Annotated in this window: 15 protein-coding genes; 9 read left to right on the top strand and 6 right to left on the bottom strand. The window is 71.2% G+C overall.

Annotation, left to right across the window (positions count from 1 at the left end):
• Position 1 precedes the first annotated feature (1 nt).
• A complete protein-coding gene (locus HNR40_RS07955; protein WP_184959283.1) occupies positions 2-604 on the top strand; it encodes a LuxR C-terminal-related transcriptional regulator in 603 nt (200 codons plus the stop codon).
• 48 nt (positions 605-652) lie between these two features.
• Positions 653-1,600 carry a glycerophosphodiester phosphodiesterase family protein gene (locus HNR40_RS07950; RefSeq protein WP_221339960.1) on the top strand — a complete coding sequence of 316 codons (948 nt, stop codon included), beginning with the start codon at positions 653-655 and terminating at the stop codon, positions 1,598-1,600.
• Here HNR40_RS07950 and HNR40_RS07945 read toward each other — a convergent pair.
• Both HNR40_RS07945 and HNR40_RS07940 read right to left on the bottom strand, forming a co-directional pair.
• A complete protein-coding gene (locus HNR40_RS07945; protein ID WP_184959281.1) occupies positions 1,597-3,108 on the bottom strand; it encodes an NAD(P)-binding domain-containing protein in 1,512 nt (503 codons plus the stop codon). The genes HNR40_RS07950 and HNR40_RS07945 overlap by 4 nt on opposite strands.
• Positions 3,109-3,148: 40 nt before the next feature.
• The gene (locus tag HNR40_RS07940; RefSeq protein WP_184959280.1) at positions 3,149-4,033 is read right to left on the bottom strand and encodes a DUF1702 family protein; all 885 of its coding nucleotides are present in this window, start codon (positions 4,031-4,033) and stop codon (positions 3,149-3,151) included.
• Between the two features lie 119 nt (positions 4,034-4,152).
• Between HNR40_RS07940 and HNR40_RS07935 the strand changes: the two genes are divergently transcribed.
• Both HNR40_RS07935 and HNR40_RS07930 read left to right on the top strand, forming a co-directional pair.
• Positions 4,153-4,689, top strand: a complete 537-nt coding sequence (locus HNR40_RS07935; RefSeq protein ID WP_184959279.1) for an RNA polymerase sigma factor — start codon at positions 4,153-4,155, stop codon at positions 4,687-4,689.
• Complete coding sequence (locus tag HNR40_RS07930; RefSeq protein ID WP_184959278.1) at positions 4,676-5,122, top strand: hypothetical protein; 447 nt, start codon at positions 4,676-4,678, stop codon at positions 5,120-5,122. Before HNR40_RS07935 ends, HNR40_RS07930 begins: the two co-directional genes overlap by 14 nt.
• Here the strand turns inward: HNR40_RS07930 and HNR40_RS56120 are convergent.
• Positions 5,115-7,664: a helix-turn-helix transcriptional regulator gene (locus HNR40_RS56120; RefSeq protein ID WP_184959277.1), complete on the bottom strand. Its 2,550-nt coding sequence runs from the start codon at positions 7,662-7,664 to the stop codon at positions 5,115-5,117. The genes HNR40_RS07930 and HNR40_RS56120 overlap by 8 nt on opposite strands.
• Before the next feature lie 20 nt (positions 7,665-7,684).
• Positions 7,685-8,734 carry a hypothetical protein gene (locus HNR40_RS07920; RefSeq protein ID WP_184959276.1) on the bottom strand — a complete coding sequence of 350 codons (1,050 nt, stop codon included), beginning with the start codon at positions 8,732-8,734 and terminating at the stop codon, positions 7,685-7,687.
• A 154-nt stretch (positions 8,735-8,888) separates the two neighbouring features.
• Here HNR40_RS07920 and HNR40_RS07915 point away from each other — a divergent pair, with 154 nt between their 5' ends.
• Positions 8,889-9,815 carry an NADP-dependent oxidoreductase gene (locus HNR40_RS07915; RefSeq protein ID WP_184959275.1) on the top strand — a complete coding sequence of 309 codons (927 nt, stop codon included), beginning with the start codon at positions 8,889-8,891 and terminating at the stop codon, positions 9,813-9,815.
• Positions 9,816-9,912: 97 nt separating this feature from the next.
• On the opposite strand, the gene HNR40_RS56115 is transcribed toward HNR40_RS07915, so the two are convergent.
• A complete protein-coding gene (locus tag HNR40_RS56115; protein WP_184959274.1) occupies positions 9,913-10,080 on the bottom strand; it encodes a DUF3073 domain-containing protein in 168 nt (55 codons plus the stop codon).
• 87 nt (positions 10,081-10,167) lie between these two features.
• Here HNR40_RS56115 and HNR40_RS07905 point away from each other — a divergent pair, with 87 nt between their 5' ends.
• A complete protein-coding gene (locus tag HNR40_RS07905; RefSeq protein WP_184959273.1) occupies positions 10,168-10,503 on the top strand; it encodes an ArsR/SmtB family transcription factor in 336 nt (111 codons plus the stop codon).
• On the opposite strand, the gene HNR40_RS07900 is transcribed toward HNR40_RS07905, so the two are convergent.
• Complete coding sequence (locus HNR40_RS07900; protein WP_184959272.1) at positions 10,494-11,054, bottom strand: DUF3159 domain-containing protein; 561 nt, start codon at positions 11,052-11,054, stop codon at positions 10,494-10,496. The two genes, HNR40_RS07905 and HNR40_RS07900, sit on opposite strands and share 10 nt — an antisense overlap.
• A gap of 75 nt (positions 11,055-11,129) precedes the next feature.
• On the opposite strand from HNR40_RS07900, the gene HNR40_RS07895 reads away from it, so the two are divergent.
• From HNR40_RS07895 to HNR40_RS07885, 3 genes are read left to right on the top strand one after another with little or no spacing between them, the layout of a single operon-like run.
• Complete coding sequence (locus HNR40_RS07895; protein WP_184959271.1) at positions 11,130-11,642, top strand: PadR family transcriptional regulator; 513 nt, start codon at positions 11,130-11,132, stop codon at positions 11,640-11,642.
• Between the two features lie 10 nt (positions 11,643-11,652).
• Positions 11,653-12,531 (top strand): 1,4-dihydroxy-2-naphthoyl-CoA synthase, encoded by an 879-nt coding sequence (locus HNR40_RS07890; protein WP_184959270.1) that lies wholly within the window; start codon positions 11,653-11,655, stop codon positions 12,529-12,531.
• 7 nt (positions 12,532-12,538) lie between these two features.
• Positions 12,539-13,462: an aminoglycoside phosphotransferase family protein gene (locus HNR40_RS07885; RefSeq protein ID WP_184959269.1), complete on the top strand. Its 924-nt coding sequence runs from the start codon at positions 12,539-12,541 to the stop codon at positions 13,460-13,462.
• Positions 13,463-13,464: the final 2 nt, after the last annotated feature.

Here is a 13,464-nt window from a genome sequence, read left to right as displayed (position 1 = left end):
CGTGATCAGGCTCGTCATCGTCGATGACCAGGCGCTCGTCCGGGAGGGCATGTTCCTCATTCTCGGGGCACAACCGGACATCGAGGTGGTCGCCGCGGTAGAAGCCGGGCCGGAACTTCTCGCCTTCCTAGCGACCGGCGAGGTGGACGTGATCCTTCTCGACCTGTACCTGCCGGGGATGGACGGCATCACGCTGCTGCGCGAGCACCTGCCCAGGCCGCGGCCGCGCGTGCTGATGCTGACCACGGTCGGCAGGGCAGCGGAGATCCAGCGCGCCCTGGCCGCCGGGGCCGACGGCTTCGTGCTCAAGGACGCCACCGGCGAGGAACTGGCCGCTGCCGTCAGGGGCGCGCACGCCGGCGTCACCACGCTGAGCGCCTCGGCCGGCCGGCTGCTGGCCCGCGCCCGCCCGCCCGGCCTGGAGGCGCTCACCGCCAGGGAGCGGGAGGTTCTGGACCTCGTGGCCGAGGGCCTGTCGAACCAGGACATCGCCCGCACGCTGGGCCTGGCCGAGCGCACGGTCAAGGCGCACGTCAGCAACGTGCTGGCCAAGCTGGGCGTCACCAGCCGCACCCAGGCCGCGCGGCTCGTACCAAGGGACTAGTCCTTTAGCCGGTTGTGGCCCGAGTCGGCCCGGCGCGATCGTCGAGCGGTGTCGAAACGCCGCATCGCCCTCGTCCTGCTCCTGGGGTTCGTCGCGCTCGTCTTCGTGGGCAACCGCTCCTGGAGCACGCCGGACGAGCCGCCGCTGCTGCTGGCCCACCGCGGGATGGCGCAGACGTTCGGGTTCGCGGACCTGACCGGCGACACCTGTACGGCGGAGCGCATCCACCCACCCGAACACCCCTACCTGGAGAACACCCTGGACTCCATCCGCGCCGCCTTCGCGGCCGGAGCGGACATGGTCGAGTTCGACGTCCAGGTGACCAAGGACGACAGGATCGCCGTCTTCCACGACCACCTCCTGGAGTGCCGCACGGACGGCCGGGGCGCGGTCCGCGACCACACGATGGCCGAGCTGCGCCGCCTGGACGTCGGCCACGGCTACACCCCCGACGACGGCAAGACGTTCCCCTTCCGCGGCAAGGGCAAGGGCCTGATGCCGACCCTGGAGGAGGTCCTGACCGCCTTCCCGGGCAAGGAATTCCTGCTGCACATCAAGAGCGACGACCCGGCCGACGGCGAGAAGGTGGCCGCCGCCCTGCCCCCGGAGCGCCGCGCGAAGATCACCGTCTACGGCGGCGACGCCTCGGTGGCCGCCTACGCCGCCAGGGCCCCCGGCGCCAGGGTCGCCTCCCCCGCCGTCATGGAACGCTGCGGCCTGCGCTACCTGGCGACCGGCTGGACCGGGATGGTCCCCGCGGCCTGCCAGAACATCCAGCTGCACATCCCGGAGAGCTACGCCCCCTGGCTGTGGGGCTGGCCGCACAAGTTCGTCGAGCGGATGCGCGCCCACGGCACCCGCGTCGTCCTGGTCGCGGGCGACGGCGGCTGGTCGGAGGGCTTCGACACCCCCGCCGACCTGGAACGCCTGCCAGAAGGCTACGCGGGCGGAATCTGGACCAACCGAATCGACACGGTGGCCCCGCGCCTGCGCTAGAGCTGCCCGGCCAGAAACCCGGTGAGCGGCGCGACATGCCTGACCGGATCGCGCCACCGCGCCTGCAGATCCTCCAGCAGGTGCTTCTCCGCCACCAGCGCCCCACCCCGCCACCGGCGCACCACCGGATGCAGGAAGGCGCTCTCCTCGGCCCGATCAGGCTCCGGATGCCGCTGGATGGCGAAGACGTCCGGCTGGTCACGCGGCCCCCAGCGCAACGTGAGCGTGAGCAGATCGTGGAACCGCTCGGCCGCGTAGTCCTCGGGCAGGTCCTCGTAGTGCTCGATCCGGCCGTCCTCGATCACGTAGGCGTCGCAGAGGTACTCGAACTGCGTCCACAGCGCCGAGCTCCAGTTCGCCCGATCCAGCATGTACGCGCACAGCCCGCCCGCGTCCGCAGGCGCCGTCCTGTGCTCAAGCGGCGCCCCGTCGAAGCGCTCGGCCAGCAGCCGGTCCAGCGTGCGCAGGTTGTAGCGGAAGCCGTCGATGAAGGCCGAGGAGGCGTGCTTGACGTCGCGCCCCTGCATCAGCGTCCCGGCGAAGTAGAGCCCGTCGACGTTGGCCGACTGGAAGTCCGGCCGGATGGCCGGGATCCGCCCGTTCTCGTGCAGGTACGGCACGCTGCCTTCCCCGAACACCCCCTTGTCCATGGTGAACCCGGTGCAGCGCAGGACCGCGTCGTAGTCGAGCAGCGCCCGCTCGCCGTCGGCCAGCGTGTAGGTGATGGCGACCTTGAAGACGTCGTCCTCGCGCCAGATCCGGTCGATCTCGCACTCCAGGACCGCGTGCAGGGTCTTGAACCAGTAGCTGTCGAGGAAGGCGCCGTACTGCCCGCGTACGTCACCGGGGTGCTTGCTGCGCCAGGCCAGCCGTAAGGGGTGAGGACTGGCGAGGTGAACGATGTCGGCATGCGGCAGCAGAGCCTGCGCGGTCTCGAACGCCGAGTTGCCCTTGCCGATGACCAGCACCCGCTGCCCGGCGAAGCGCGCCCCGTCGGTCTCCATGTCCTCGTAGCCCGCCGCGTGCTCGATCCCCGGGATCTCCGGCACGTACGGCCCGCCCCAGCCCGTGGCCACGACCACGCACTCGGCCCGGTAGACCTGCTCGCCGGCCCGCACCACGAAGCCGTCCTCCTCGCGCCTGATCTCCGTGACCGGCGTGGAGTAGCGCACGTTGAGCGCGTGCTTGGCCGCGAAGTCGGCGAGGTAGCGGGTCAGGTCGTCGGCCGAAGGCAGGTACTCGGCCGAGTACGCGGGAAACAGCAGGTCCGGCGCGTCGTTGAGCAGCGAGTTCCAGTCCCAGCGCAGCCGGATCTCCGGATCGTCGTCGCCCACGTGGACCTTGTTGAGCGAGATCAGCCTGCGGTGGCGGGGATAGTGCCGGAAGAAGGCCCCCGGTCCCGCCTCCCGCTCCAGCGTCACGTAGTCCGCGCCGCGCCGGTGCAGGAAGTAGCTGAGCTGGAGTCCGCCAGGACCGGCGCCGACGACGAGATAGCGGTAGGTCTGCACACCCGTAGGTTCTGCGGGCCGCCCGGAGCGGTCAACCCCCTCAGGAACGCACGTTTCTCCGCGATCCCCACAACCTGCGGATCTCCGCCCGCCAGAGCTGGAACTCCTCCGCGGTGTGGCCCCGGCCGCGCCTGGCCTGCTCGGCCCAGTCGGCCGCGCGCTCGGGTCCGGCTCCGGCCAGGATCTCGATCGCCTGCTCGGTGTGGGCGGGGACCAGGCCGGAGCGCACCCTGGCCGCGGCGGCGAAGGAGGCGCCCTGGGCGAGGTCGGCCCGGTTCTCGCCGGCGTGGCGGGCCAGCCGTACCAGGTCGTCGGGGGTGGCGCCGCCGGCGTGGACGGCGGCCAGGCCCGCGCCGCTCCACAGGTCGGCGTGCCGGTCGAGCGGAAAGGCGGCGATGGTGACGGCGAGGGCGTCCACGTCGGCGCACTCGCGGAACCACAGCGCCCGGCCGTAGCCCTGGTCGCGGATGGCCCGCCTGACCCCGTTGGTGGTCAGGCCCACGGGCTGGCGGAAGAAGGCCTGGTGGAAGCCGTAGCCGTCCCAGCTCAGCCAGCGCAGCAGCGGGTCCAGCGCCTTCCGCATGGGCCACGGCCGCAGCCGCAGCCTGGCGAAGGCCCAACCGGCCCCCAGATGGATCGGGTACGCGTGCTCGCGCCCCCGCCCGGCCAGCAGCGCGGCCAGCCGCCTGCCGCCGGAAAGCGTCAGGACGTCGTGCATGGCACACGCCATCCCGGCGCCTTCGTAGGCGAACCCCCACATCTCCGGCGCGAGCCCGGAGACGTCCATCCCGTCGGGACCCGCGGCGTTGAACCCGGCCACGAAGGCCAGCCCGACGGCTTCCAGGTGGCCCCTCGCGGGCCCGAGCCGGAACCCGCGCCGCTCGAAATCGACCTGTGCGGCATCCTGACATAGGAGCTTTCTCATGCGTCCCCCCGCCAAGAAGGTAGGGACGTGACAGAGCGTGAACAAGCCTGCACACGACCGCATGAGGTGTTTATCGCCCCGGCATGAACCTTCCCGGACCATCACCCGACTGGACAGGCATGAGCGACGAGTTGCTGGTGGTCCGCTGCCAGCTCGGTGAGCGCGACGCGCTGGCCGAGCTGGTCAGAACATGGCACAAACCCGTCTGGACCTACGTGCGGCGCATGCTGGACGCCGAACGGGCCGACGACGTCACCCAGGAGGTCTGGGTGGCGGTGCTGCGCGGCCTGCCCCGGCTGAAGGAGTCGGGCAGGTTCGCGCCGTGGCTGTTCACCATCGCGCGGCGCGCGGTCGCCGACCGGCTGCGCGCCGAGTACGCCCAGCCGCCACCGGAAACACAGCCCCAGCCGGCCGGCCCGCAGGGTGACGCCTTCGAGGCGGCACTCGACCGGGCCGAGCTGGTCGGCGCGCTGTCCGCGCTGCCCGTGCGGGAACGGGACGTGCTCGCGCTGTTCTACCTGGAGGACTTCTCCCTGGAGGACTGCGCGCTGATCTGCGGAGTGCCGGTCGGCACCGTCAAGTCGCGGCTCAACCGCGCCCGTCGCCTGCTGTCGGAACACCTCACGCGAAAGGGATACGGCCATGAACTCGCCTGATGACATCATCGCCAGGTTGTCGCCCGTGCTGTCGCCGTGGCGGCGCGTCGGCGGGCTGACCGCGCTGATCGCCGGGCTCGCCGGCGCCGTCGCGCTGGGCGCGCTGTGGCTGACCGAGCCGGAACCACTGCCGGACCGCCTGCACCTCGGCTTCGGCCTGCTCCTTGCCCTCTGCCTCGTCTGGGCCGGATACGGCGGGTGGGTGCTGGCCCGGCGGACACCCATGTTCGCGCTGGACCGGGTGGTCGCGGGCTGGCTCGCGGTCGCCGCCTCCACCTTGACTGCGGTGTTTCTCGCCGTGGTCGGCGTCGTGCGCGACACGCCGGTCCTGTTCGTGGTGGGGCCGCTGTGCGTGGCGGTCGCGGCGGTGGTGACGTTCCTGGCTCACCGCCGGCGCAACGCCCTGCTGCGCAGGAAGGCCGAGCTCAGCTGAACAAGTGGGCCAGCTCGGTCCTGGTGGCCACGCCGAGCTTCGGGAAGGCCCGGTAGAGGTGGTGGCCGACGGTCTTCGGGCTCAGGAAGAGCTGGGCGCCGATCTCCTTGTTGGTGGCGCCCGTCGCGGCGAGCCGTACCACCTGCAGCTCTTGCGGGGTGAGGGCGGCCATCGCGTCGGGCGCGGCCTGCGCTGCGGTCTCGCCCGCGGCGCGCAGCTCGGCGCGGGCGTGTTCGGCCCACGGGTGCGCGCCCGCCCGCTCGAACGTCTCCAGCGCGGCCCGCAGCTGCGTGCGGGCCTCGGCCTTGCGCCGCTCACGGCGCAGCCACTCCCCGAACAGCAACCTGCTGCGGGCCTGCTCGAAAGGCCTGGCCCCATCCTGTACGGCCAGCGCGAACAACTCCTCCGGAGCCTCGGCCAGCAGGGCGCGGCAGCGGGCCAGCACCGCGTCGGCCCACGGCTGACCGGCGGCCCGCGCCCACCGCTCGAAGCGCTCAAGCGGTTCTGCGGCCCGGTCGGGACGGCCCAGCCTGACCGCCGCCTCGACCTGGTCGGGCGCGAAGTAGAGCGCGTGGTTCTGCCCGGTGAGCTGCTCCATGCGCTCCAGCGCCGCCTCGAAGCGGCCGCGCCCCAGGTCGAGCAGCGCGCCCGCGCGCTCGGCCCACTCGCCCTCGCCCTTCTCCTCCTCGCCGCGTACCGCGGCCAGCGCCGCGAGCAGGCCGCGCGCGTGCGCCTCGCGCTGGCGCTGGCCGGTGTCCCCGGCGATGCGGACGGTCTCGTCGACGCTGGCCGCCGCCTCGTGGAAGCGGCCCAGGAAGAACTCGGCCTCGGCCAGCGTGCCCAGCACCCCGGCCAGCCAGCCGATCATGCCACGCTGCCGGAACTCGCCCGCGAGCACCAGCATCGTCTCGCGCGAGCGGGCGAAGTCGCCGCTGAAAAAGTCCACCATCACGGTCGCCAGCCGCTCGCCGACCAGGCCGGCGCGGCGCTGGGGCATCGCGGCCACGTTCTCGCGCAGGATCCGCAGCCCCTCGCCGGGATCGCCGGACATCAGCTCGGCCGCGCCGCCGATGGCCGCCGCCAGCGACTCCTGCCCCGGCATGCCGGCCAGCAGGCCGTGCACGCGCCGCATGCCCGCGGGGTCGGCGCGCGTCCAGGCCGCCCTGGCCGCGTCGGTGAGCAGCCGTACCCGGGCCTCGCCCTCGGCACGGTCGGCCGCCTCGATGAGGATCGTGTAGGCGGCCCGCGAGTCGCCGTCCTCGAAGGCCACCTTGGCGCGCAGCGTGGCCAGCGCGTCCGGGTCGCCGCTCAGCCGCAGCGCCTCCTCGACCAGGCCGCCGGCCCGCCCGTTCTGTCCCGCGTCCGCCGCCGTCTGCGCGGCCGAGGTCAGTCGGCGCAGCCGCCGCTCCGGGTCCGGGGTCAGGTGCGCGGCGCGTTCCAGGGCCGCCGCCGCGGCCGCGTACCCGGTGCGGTCGCGTGCCCGCTCCGCCGCCGCTTCCAGTGCCGCCGCGACCTCCTCGTCCGGCCCGGTCGCCGCCGCGGCCAGGTGCCACGCCCGCCGGTCCGCGTCGGTCGCGGTCGCCGCCAGCGCCCGGTGTACGGCCAGCCGCTCGACGAACCCGGCGCTCTGGTAGGCGGCCGCCCTGGTCAGCGAGTGCCGGAAGGAGACCGTGGAGCCCCGCACGCTCACCAGCCCCTCGGCCTGGGCCAGCGCGTCATCGGGCAGCCCGAGCTCGCGGGTGGCGGCGAGGATCGTGCCCAGCTCGCCGGTGCCGGCCGCCGCGGCGACCACGAGCGCGCTGCGCGCCCGCGAGGGCAGGACGGCGATGCGCTGCCCGAAGGCCTCCTGCAGGCGGCGGGGCAGCGGCAGCGGCCCGACCTCCGCCAGCGCCGAGGCGGGCAGTTCGAGCAGGGCCAGCGGGTTGCCGCCCGACTCCTCGACCACCCTGTCCCTGACGTGGGGCGGCAGGCCGGGAAGGTGGCCGGCCAGCAGCGCCTGGGCATCCTCCCGGTCGAGCCCCTCGACCCGCAGCTCGGGCAGCCCGGCCAGCGACGCCTCGTCCCGGGCCGAGACCAGCATCGCCACACCCTCGGCGTGCAGGCGGCGGGCGGCGAACAGCAGGGCCTCGGCGGAGGCCCGGTCGAGCCACTGGGCGTCGTCGATCAGGCAGAGCAACGGCGCGTTCTCCGCGAGCAGCGTCAGCGTGGCCAGGCCGATCATGAACCGGTCGGCCACGCCGTCGGTGGCCAGGCCGAACGCGGTGCGTACGGCGGCGGCCTGGGGTTCGGGCAGGGTGTCGAGGTGGTCCAGGACCGGGCGCAGGACCTGGTGAAGGGCGGCGAAGGGCAGCTCCGACTCGCTCTCCACCGCCGATCCGCGCAGGACCGCGAACCCGTCGGCCCTGCGGCCCGCGTGCTCCAGCAGGGCGCTCTTGCCCACGCCTGGCTCGCCACGCAGGACCAGCGCGCCGCTGCCGCCGGCGCGGGCCGTGCCGAGCAGCCGCTCGATCGCGGCCAGCTCGTCCTTCCTCCCCTGAAGCACGCCCCAGAACTTAGCAAAGGTCAGGGAGGGGTCTGGGCTGCGTACGCGGTGGGCAGGAAGCAGGAGATCGTGCCCTGGCCGGGGTTGGTGACGCCGACGGCGACCGGCACGTCCGTACGGGATGTGTCGAACGTCATCATGAGCGCGTCGTGGTCGTGGAAGTTGGGGTCGTACAGGGCGAAGGTGACCCCGGTGCCGCTCACGTGGTAGCCCCAGACGAGCACCTGGTGGTTCTTGCCCAGGTCGGCGGGGTTGAGGCTCTTGGTCTTCACCAGGCAGATCGGCCGCGGGAAGCCCTGGTCGATCCAGTCCTTCACCCTCGGCCAGGAGTCCCTGACCATGATGGCCGAGCGGCCGGACATGAGCCCGATCGGCTCGAAGATGCCCTGGTCGGTGTCGGGGTAGGCCGGGTTCATCAGCTTGAGCAGGCTGAGCGGCAGGTCGGGCAGGTCGAAGGAGTCGAACAGCCGCGAGACGAAGTAGTCGAACAGCGGCACCCCTTCACCGGCGGGCGCGACGGTCTGCGCGGGCGCGAGCTGGTTGGACAGGAAGTAGTCCATGGCCGCGTAGACCATGCCGCCGCACAGCCCGTTGGTGGCGTCGCCGATCGGCAGGCTCACCACGCCGAGGTCGAGGTGCTTGAGCGTGGTGCCCTCCGGCCAGGAGTTGTTGAAGTGGAAGCCGTGCAGGCTGGGCCGGAACGTGGTGGTGTGCCACTGCGAGTTCTCCAGCACCCAGGACACCCGGGCGTTCTCGCCGTCGCCGCCGCTGCGCAGCAGCGCCTTGCCCGCTATGCACACCTCGTTGAACGTGTTGGCCCCGACGAACGGGTTGCTCCAGTGCATCTCGATGATCGGCCCGCCGTCGCCGACGCGGTACTGCACGCGGCCCTCGGTGCCGGTGGCGACGCCGTCCGACTCGCTCTCCCAGCTCACGGTCTCGCCGGGGACCACGGTCTGCGGGGGTTCGATGCCGTTGGTCCACACGCCGTGCATCAGCGCCTCGAAGTTCTTGCCGAGGATCTCTCCTGTGGTGTTGGTGAAGGTCACCGCCACACTTCTGGCCGCCATGGCCACCACCTCGCTTTTTTTCGCAATCGCTTTTTTCGCAATCGCTTCCTTCGCAATCGCTTCCTTCGCACCCAGCGTGCGGCCGGTCACGGATGGTGTCGTGAGTACGCCCCTACTCAGGTTGGCAAACCGGACACGCGGGCATGTATTTCCCATGCGTGCCATCGCCATCTCCGGCTACGGGCAAGAGCCCGAGCTCATGGAACTTCCGAAACCGACGCCGGGCCCCAACGGCGTCCTCGTCCGGGTCCACGCCGCCGGTCTCAACCCGGTCGACTGGAAGATCGCCGAAGGGGAGTTCAAGACCCCCGGGCCCTTCCCGAAGGTGCTGGGCATCGACGGCGCCGGGGTCGTGGAGGCGGTCGGCCCCGCGGTGACGGCGTTCCGCCCGGGAGACCAGGTCTACGGTCAGCTCAAGGGCAGCTACGCCGAATACGCCCTGGCGACCTCGGTCCTCGCGCGCATGCCCGCCGGCATGATCTTCACCCAGGCCGCCGCGATCCCCGTCGCGACCACCACCGCCTACAACATGGTCGAGACGGCCAAGATCGACCAGGGCAAGGTGGTCCTGGTCTCCGGAGCCACGGGCGGTGTGGGCCAGCAGGCGGTGCAGTTCGCCGCCAACGCCGGCGCCAAGGTCATCGCCACGGCCACCGCCGACATGGCCGAGCACATGCGCGGCCTCGGCGCCGCCGAACTCGTCGACCACACTCTCCGCCCGGTCGCCGAGCAGGTGCTGCAGCTTCACCCCGACGGCATCGACGCGGTGCTCGACACCGTGAGCACCGACCCGGCCGCGCTGGATCAACTCGCCCAGACGGTACGGCCCGGCGGCACGGTGGTCACCACGGTCTTCTCCGCGGACCCGGCCGCCCTGGCGGCCAGAGAGATCACCGGAGTCAACCTCGACAACAAGGCCGGCGCCGAACTCCTGGTCCTGCTCGCCGACCTGATCGACGCGGGCCGGATCAAGGTCCGCATCGACGATGTGGTGCCCCTGTCCGCCGCCGCGACGGCGCTGGCCAACAACAAGGCCGGCCGTTCACGCGGCAAGACCGTGATCGAGATTCAGCCCCGATAGCCGGTCCGACCGACCCGGAGCCCGAGACGCGAGAAGGCCGTGTCGCGCCGCCCGGTCCCTTCCCGGACGGCTGGCACACGGCTTCTTCGCACCCGCCTCAACGGGCGGGCTCGGACTCCTGGTCATGTGGTACGCCAGAGCCCTCATCATGCGACGTGTCCGCAGACAACTCCCTGCGCAACGCGTCGATGTCCATGTGTTGGCTGGTGTACTTCAGCTCGCGAGCGACCTTGGTCTGCTTCGCCTTCTGTCTTCCTCGGCCCATGGCAACTCCCTATTCCCCGGGTGTCATCCTAACCAACGACATTGCGACTTGAACAATTATGCAACTGCGCTGGATTAGCCTAGACGCATGCCCGTCCCGCTCTACCAGGCCAAGGCCGACTTCTTTCGGACGCTCGGGCACCCCGCTCGCATAAGGGTGCTGGAACTTCTCCAGGAGGGGCCGCTTCCGGTCCGGGATCTCCTGGCCCAGATCGACATCGAGGCATCGAGCCTGTCGCAGCAGCTCGCCATACTTCGCCGGGCAGGGGTCGTGAGCGCCGAGAGGGAGGGCAGCACCGTCGTCTACTCCCTGGCCACGCCCGAACTGGCCGACCTGCTCGACGCGGTCCGCCGCATCCTCACCGAGATGCTGGTGGACCAGGGCGAGCTACTGGCCGAGCTGAGGGCGGAAGCTCACGGCTGAATCCGGTACTTCGCCCGCAGATGCTTGGGGTACCACCCCGTGAAGAGCGCGGGCGCCACGAACGTGACCACCTTGACGGTGATGACCACGGCGGTCGCGTGCGGCGCCACGCTCAGCACCCAGGTCAACGCCAGGGCGGCGAACGTGAACGCCACGGCCCAGGCGGCGGTGATCACCACGTTGACCCGATAGAACTCCGGTCTGTGATGAACGTCACTCGGGGTCATGGACCTGGCGATGCCGAGGGTGAACGGCCGGCGGATGGCCAAGGAGCCCCAGGCGGTGCCCGCCAGCCACAGGTTGACGAGGGCGGGGCCGTACATGGTGAGGGGTGAGTCGGGGTCGGCCAGCGACAGGGCCGTGATGATGGCGAAGAAGACGACGGCGCTCGACTCGATCACCATCTCGTCCCAGTTCTTGCCCTTGATCCGGTCGATCACGACGAGCACGAGCGCGGTGGCGAGGCCGGTGATCGCGCCCCAGCGCCACTCGTCCCCGGTGGCGATGATGGCGTAGGCGATCCAGGGGATGAATCCCAGCAGGCCGGGCATCGAACTCTCCTTCGACGTTCCACTTGAGACATGTCGAAGCTAGAACCTCCTCTAGAGATATGTCAATATAGGAACATGAGTCTTCGCCACGCCGTCCTGGGTCTACTCTCCGAAGGTCCCGCGAGCGGATATGACCTGCTCAAGCTCTTCGACGCGTCCTTGAGCAACGTCTGGCCGGCCACGCAGAGCCAGCTCTACACCGAGCTCGGCAAGCTCGCCGACGCCGGGCTAGTCAGCGTGTCGGCGGAGGGACCCCGCGGCCGCAAGGAGTACTCCCTCACGGAGGCGGGCCTGGCCGAGCTGCGCCGGTGGATCATCGACGTCGAACCGGTCGGCACGGCCCGCAGCGACATGCTCCTGCGCGTCTTCTTCCTGGCCCAGGTCGACCCCGAGCAGGCGCGCGGCTACATCCGCCGCCAAGCCGAGATCGGGCGCAAGCACCTGGAGTACCTGGAGAGCATCCGCGCCTTCGTCGAGGAGGGCACCGACAACCTCTCCGTGTACGGCAGCATCGCCCTGGAGTGGGGCCTGCGCTTCACCAGGACGCAGCAGGAGTGGGCCGAATGGGCCGAGAAACAGATCCGTTAGGCTCGCCGTCATGGTCTCCGAGCTGTTCGATCCCCAGGCGTGGAAGGAAGTCGAAGGCTTCGACTTCACCGACATCACTTACCACCGCGCCGTCGACCAGGGCACGGTGCGGATCGCGTTCAACCGCCCCGAGGTGCGCAACGCCTTCCGCCCGCAGACCGTCGACGAGCTCTACCGCGCCTTCGACCACGCCCGCCAGAGCGTCGACGTGGGCTGCGTCCTGCTCACCGGCAACGGCCCCTCGCCCAAGGACGGCGGCTGGGCCTTCTGCTCCGGCGGCGACCAGCGCATCCGCGGCAAGGACGGCTACCAGTACGCCGACGGGACCCCGGCGACCGGCCGCCTGCACATCCTCGAGGTGCAGCGCCTCATCCGCTTCATGCCGAAGATCGTCATCTGCGTCGTCCCCGGCTGGGCCGCCGGCGGCGGGCACAGCCTGCACGTCGTGGCCGACCTGACGCTGGCCTCGCGCGAGCACGCCCGCTTCAAGCAGACCGACGCCGACGTGGCCAGCTTCGACGGCGGCTTCGGCTCCGCCTACCTCGCCCGCCAGGTCGGGCAGAAGTTCGCCAGGGAGATCTTCTTCCTCGGCGACACCTACACCGCCGAGGACGCCCACCGCATGGGCATGGTCAACGCGGCCGTCCCGCACGCCGAACTGGAGAGCACGGCCCTGGAGTGGGCGCGGAAAATCAATGGCAAATCGCCCACCGCGCAGCGCATGCTGAAGTACTCCTTCAACCTCATCGACGACGGCCTGGTCGGACAGCAGGTCTTCGCCGGTGAGGCGACCCGGCTTGCGTACATGACGGACGAGGCGGCGGAGGGTCGCGACTCGTTCCTGGAGAAGCGCGAGCCCGACTGGTCGCCCTTCCCCTGGCATTTCTAGGACGTTTGTGACGAAGATCGAAGTACCCGCCAAGCTCATCAGCAACCACGACGAGATCGGCGAGGGCGAGGAAGGCGGCCCCACCTGGATCGCCGGCCTGCCCGCCCTGGCCGAGCGCTACCTCGACGAGTGGGGGCTACGGCTCGACGGGGAGCCGATGCACGGGTTCGTCTCGCTCGTGCTCCCCGTGACCGGGGCCGACGGCGTACCGGCCGCGCTCAAGCTGCAGCCGGTCAACGAAGAGAACGCCAGCGAGGCGATGGGCCTGAAGGTCTGGAACGGCGACGCCATGGTCCGCCTCCTGGACGAGGACCCCTCCACCGGCACGCTGCTGCTCGAACGGCTGGAGGGCCACCGCACGCTGGCCACGGTCGCCGACGACACCAAGGCCCTGACGATCCTGGCCGACCTGCTCGCCCGCCTCGTGGCCTATCCGGCGCCCGAGGGCATGCGCACCCTCGCCGACATCGCCCAGGACATGATCGACGAGACCCCCGAAGCGGTGGCCGCCCTGGCCGAGGAGAGCGACCGGGAGTGGCTGAAGACGTGCGCCTCCGTCGTCGCCGAGCTGGTCACCGAGCCGGGCGACCGGCTGCTGCACTGGGACATGCACTACGAGAACGTCCTGGCCGCCGGGCGCGAGCCGTGGCTGGCCATCGACCCCAAGCCGCTGGCCGGCGACCCGGGCTTCGACCTGTGGCCCGCCCTGGACAACCGCTGGGACGACGTCGTGGCCACCGGCGACGTGCACCGCGCCGTGCGCCGCCGGTTCGACCTGCTGGTCGACCGGCTCGCGCTCGATCCCCGGCGGGCCGCCGGCTGGACGTACGGCCGGCTCCTGCAGAACGCCCTGTGGGACATCCAGGACGGCGGCACCTCGCTGGACGAGGACCAGCTGGCGATCGCCGAGGCGCTTCGCCCCCGCCTGTGACC

The organism is Nonomuraea endophytica (assembly GCF_014203235.1).
Taxonomy (GTDB): Bacteria; Actinomycetota; Actinomycetes; order Streptosporangiales; family Streptosporangiaceae; genus Nonomuraea; species Nonomuraea endophytica.
Note: the sequence above shows the minus strand (reverse complement) of the source record. Positions and strands in the feature narration are given on the sequence as shown.

What these genes read in the sequence shown, in the direction of transcription:
- HNR40_RS56115 (WP_184959274.1), bottom strand. Translation starts at nt 10,080, where the DNA reads ATGGGCCGAGGAAGACAGAAGGCGAAGCAGACCAAGGTCGCTCGCGAG.
- HNR40_RS07890 (WP_184959270.1), top strand. Translation starts at nt 11,653, where the DNA reads ATGGTCTCCGAGCTGTTCGATCCCCAGGCGTGGAAGGAAGTCGAAGGC.
- HNR40_RS07920 (WP_184959276.1), bottom strand. Translation starts at nt 8,734, where the DNA reads ATGGCGGCCAGAAGTGTGGCGGTGACCTTCACCAACACCACAGGAGAG.
- HNR40_RS07940 (WP_184959280.1), bottom strand. Translation starts at nt 4,033, where the DNA reads ATGAGAAAGCTCCTATGTCAGGATGCCGCACAGGTCGATTTCGAGCGG.
- HNR40_RS07905 (WP_184959273.1), top strand. Translation starts at nt 10,168, where the DNA reads ATGCCCGTCCCGCTCTACCAGGCCAAGGCCGACTTCTTTCGGACGCTC.
- HNR40_RS07935 (WP_184959279.1), top strand. Translation starts at nt 4,153, where the DNA reads ATGAGCGACGAGTTGCTGGTGGTCCGCTGCCAGCTCGGTGAGCGCGAC.
- HNR40_RS07895 (WP_184959271.1), top strand. Translation starts at nt 11,130, where the DNA reads ATGAGTCTTCGCCACGCCGTCCTGGGTCTACTCTCCGAAGGTCCCGCG.
- HNR40_RS07915 (WP_184959275.1), top strand. Translation starts at nt 8,889, where the DNA reads ATGCGTGCCATCGCCATCTCCGGCTACGGGCAAGAGCCCGAGCTCATG.
- HNR40_RS07900 (WP_184959272.1), bottom strand. Translation starts at nt 11,054, where the DNA reads ATGCCCGGCCTGCTGGGATTCATCCCCTGGATCGCCTACGCCATCATC.
- HNR40_RS07930 (WP_184959278.1), top strand. Translation starts at nt 4,676, where the DNA reads ATGAACTCGCCTGATGACATCATCGCCAGGTTGTCGCCCGTGCTGTCG.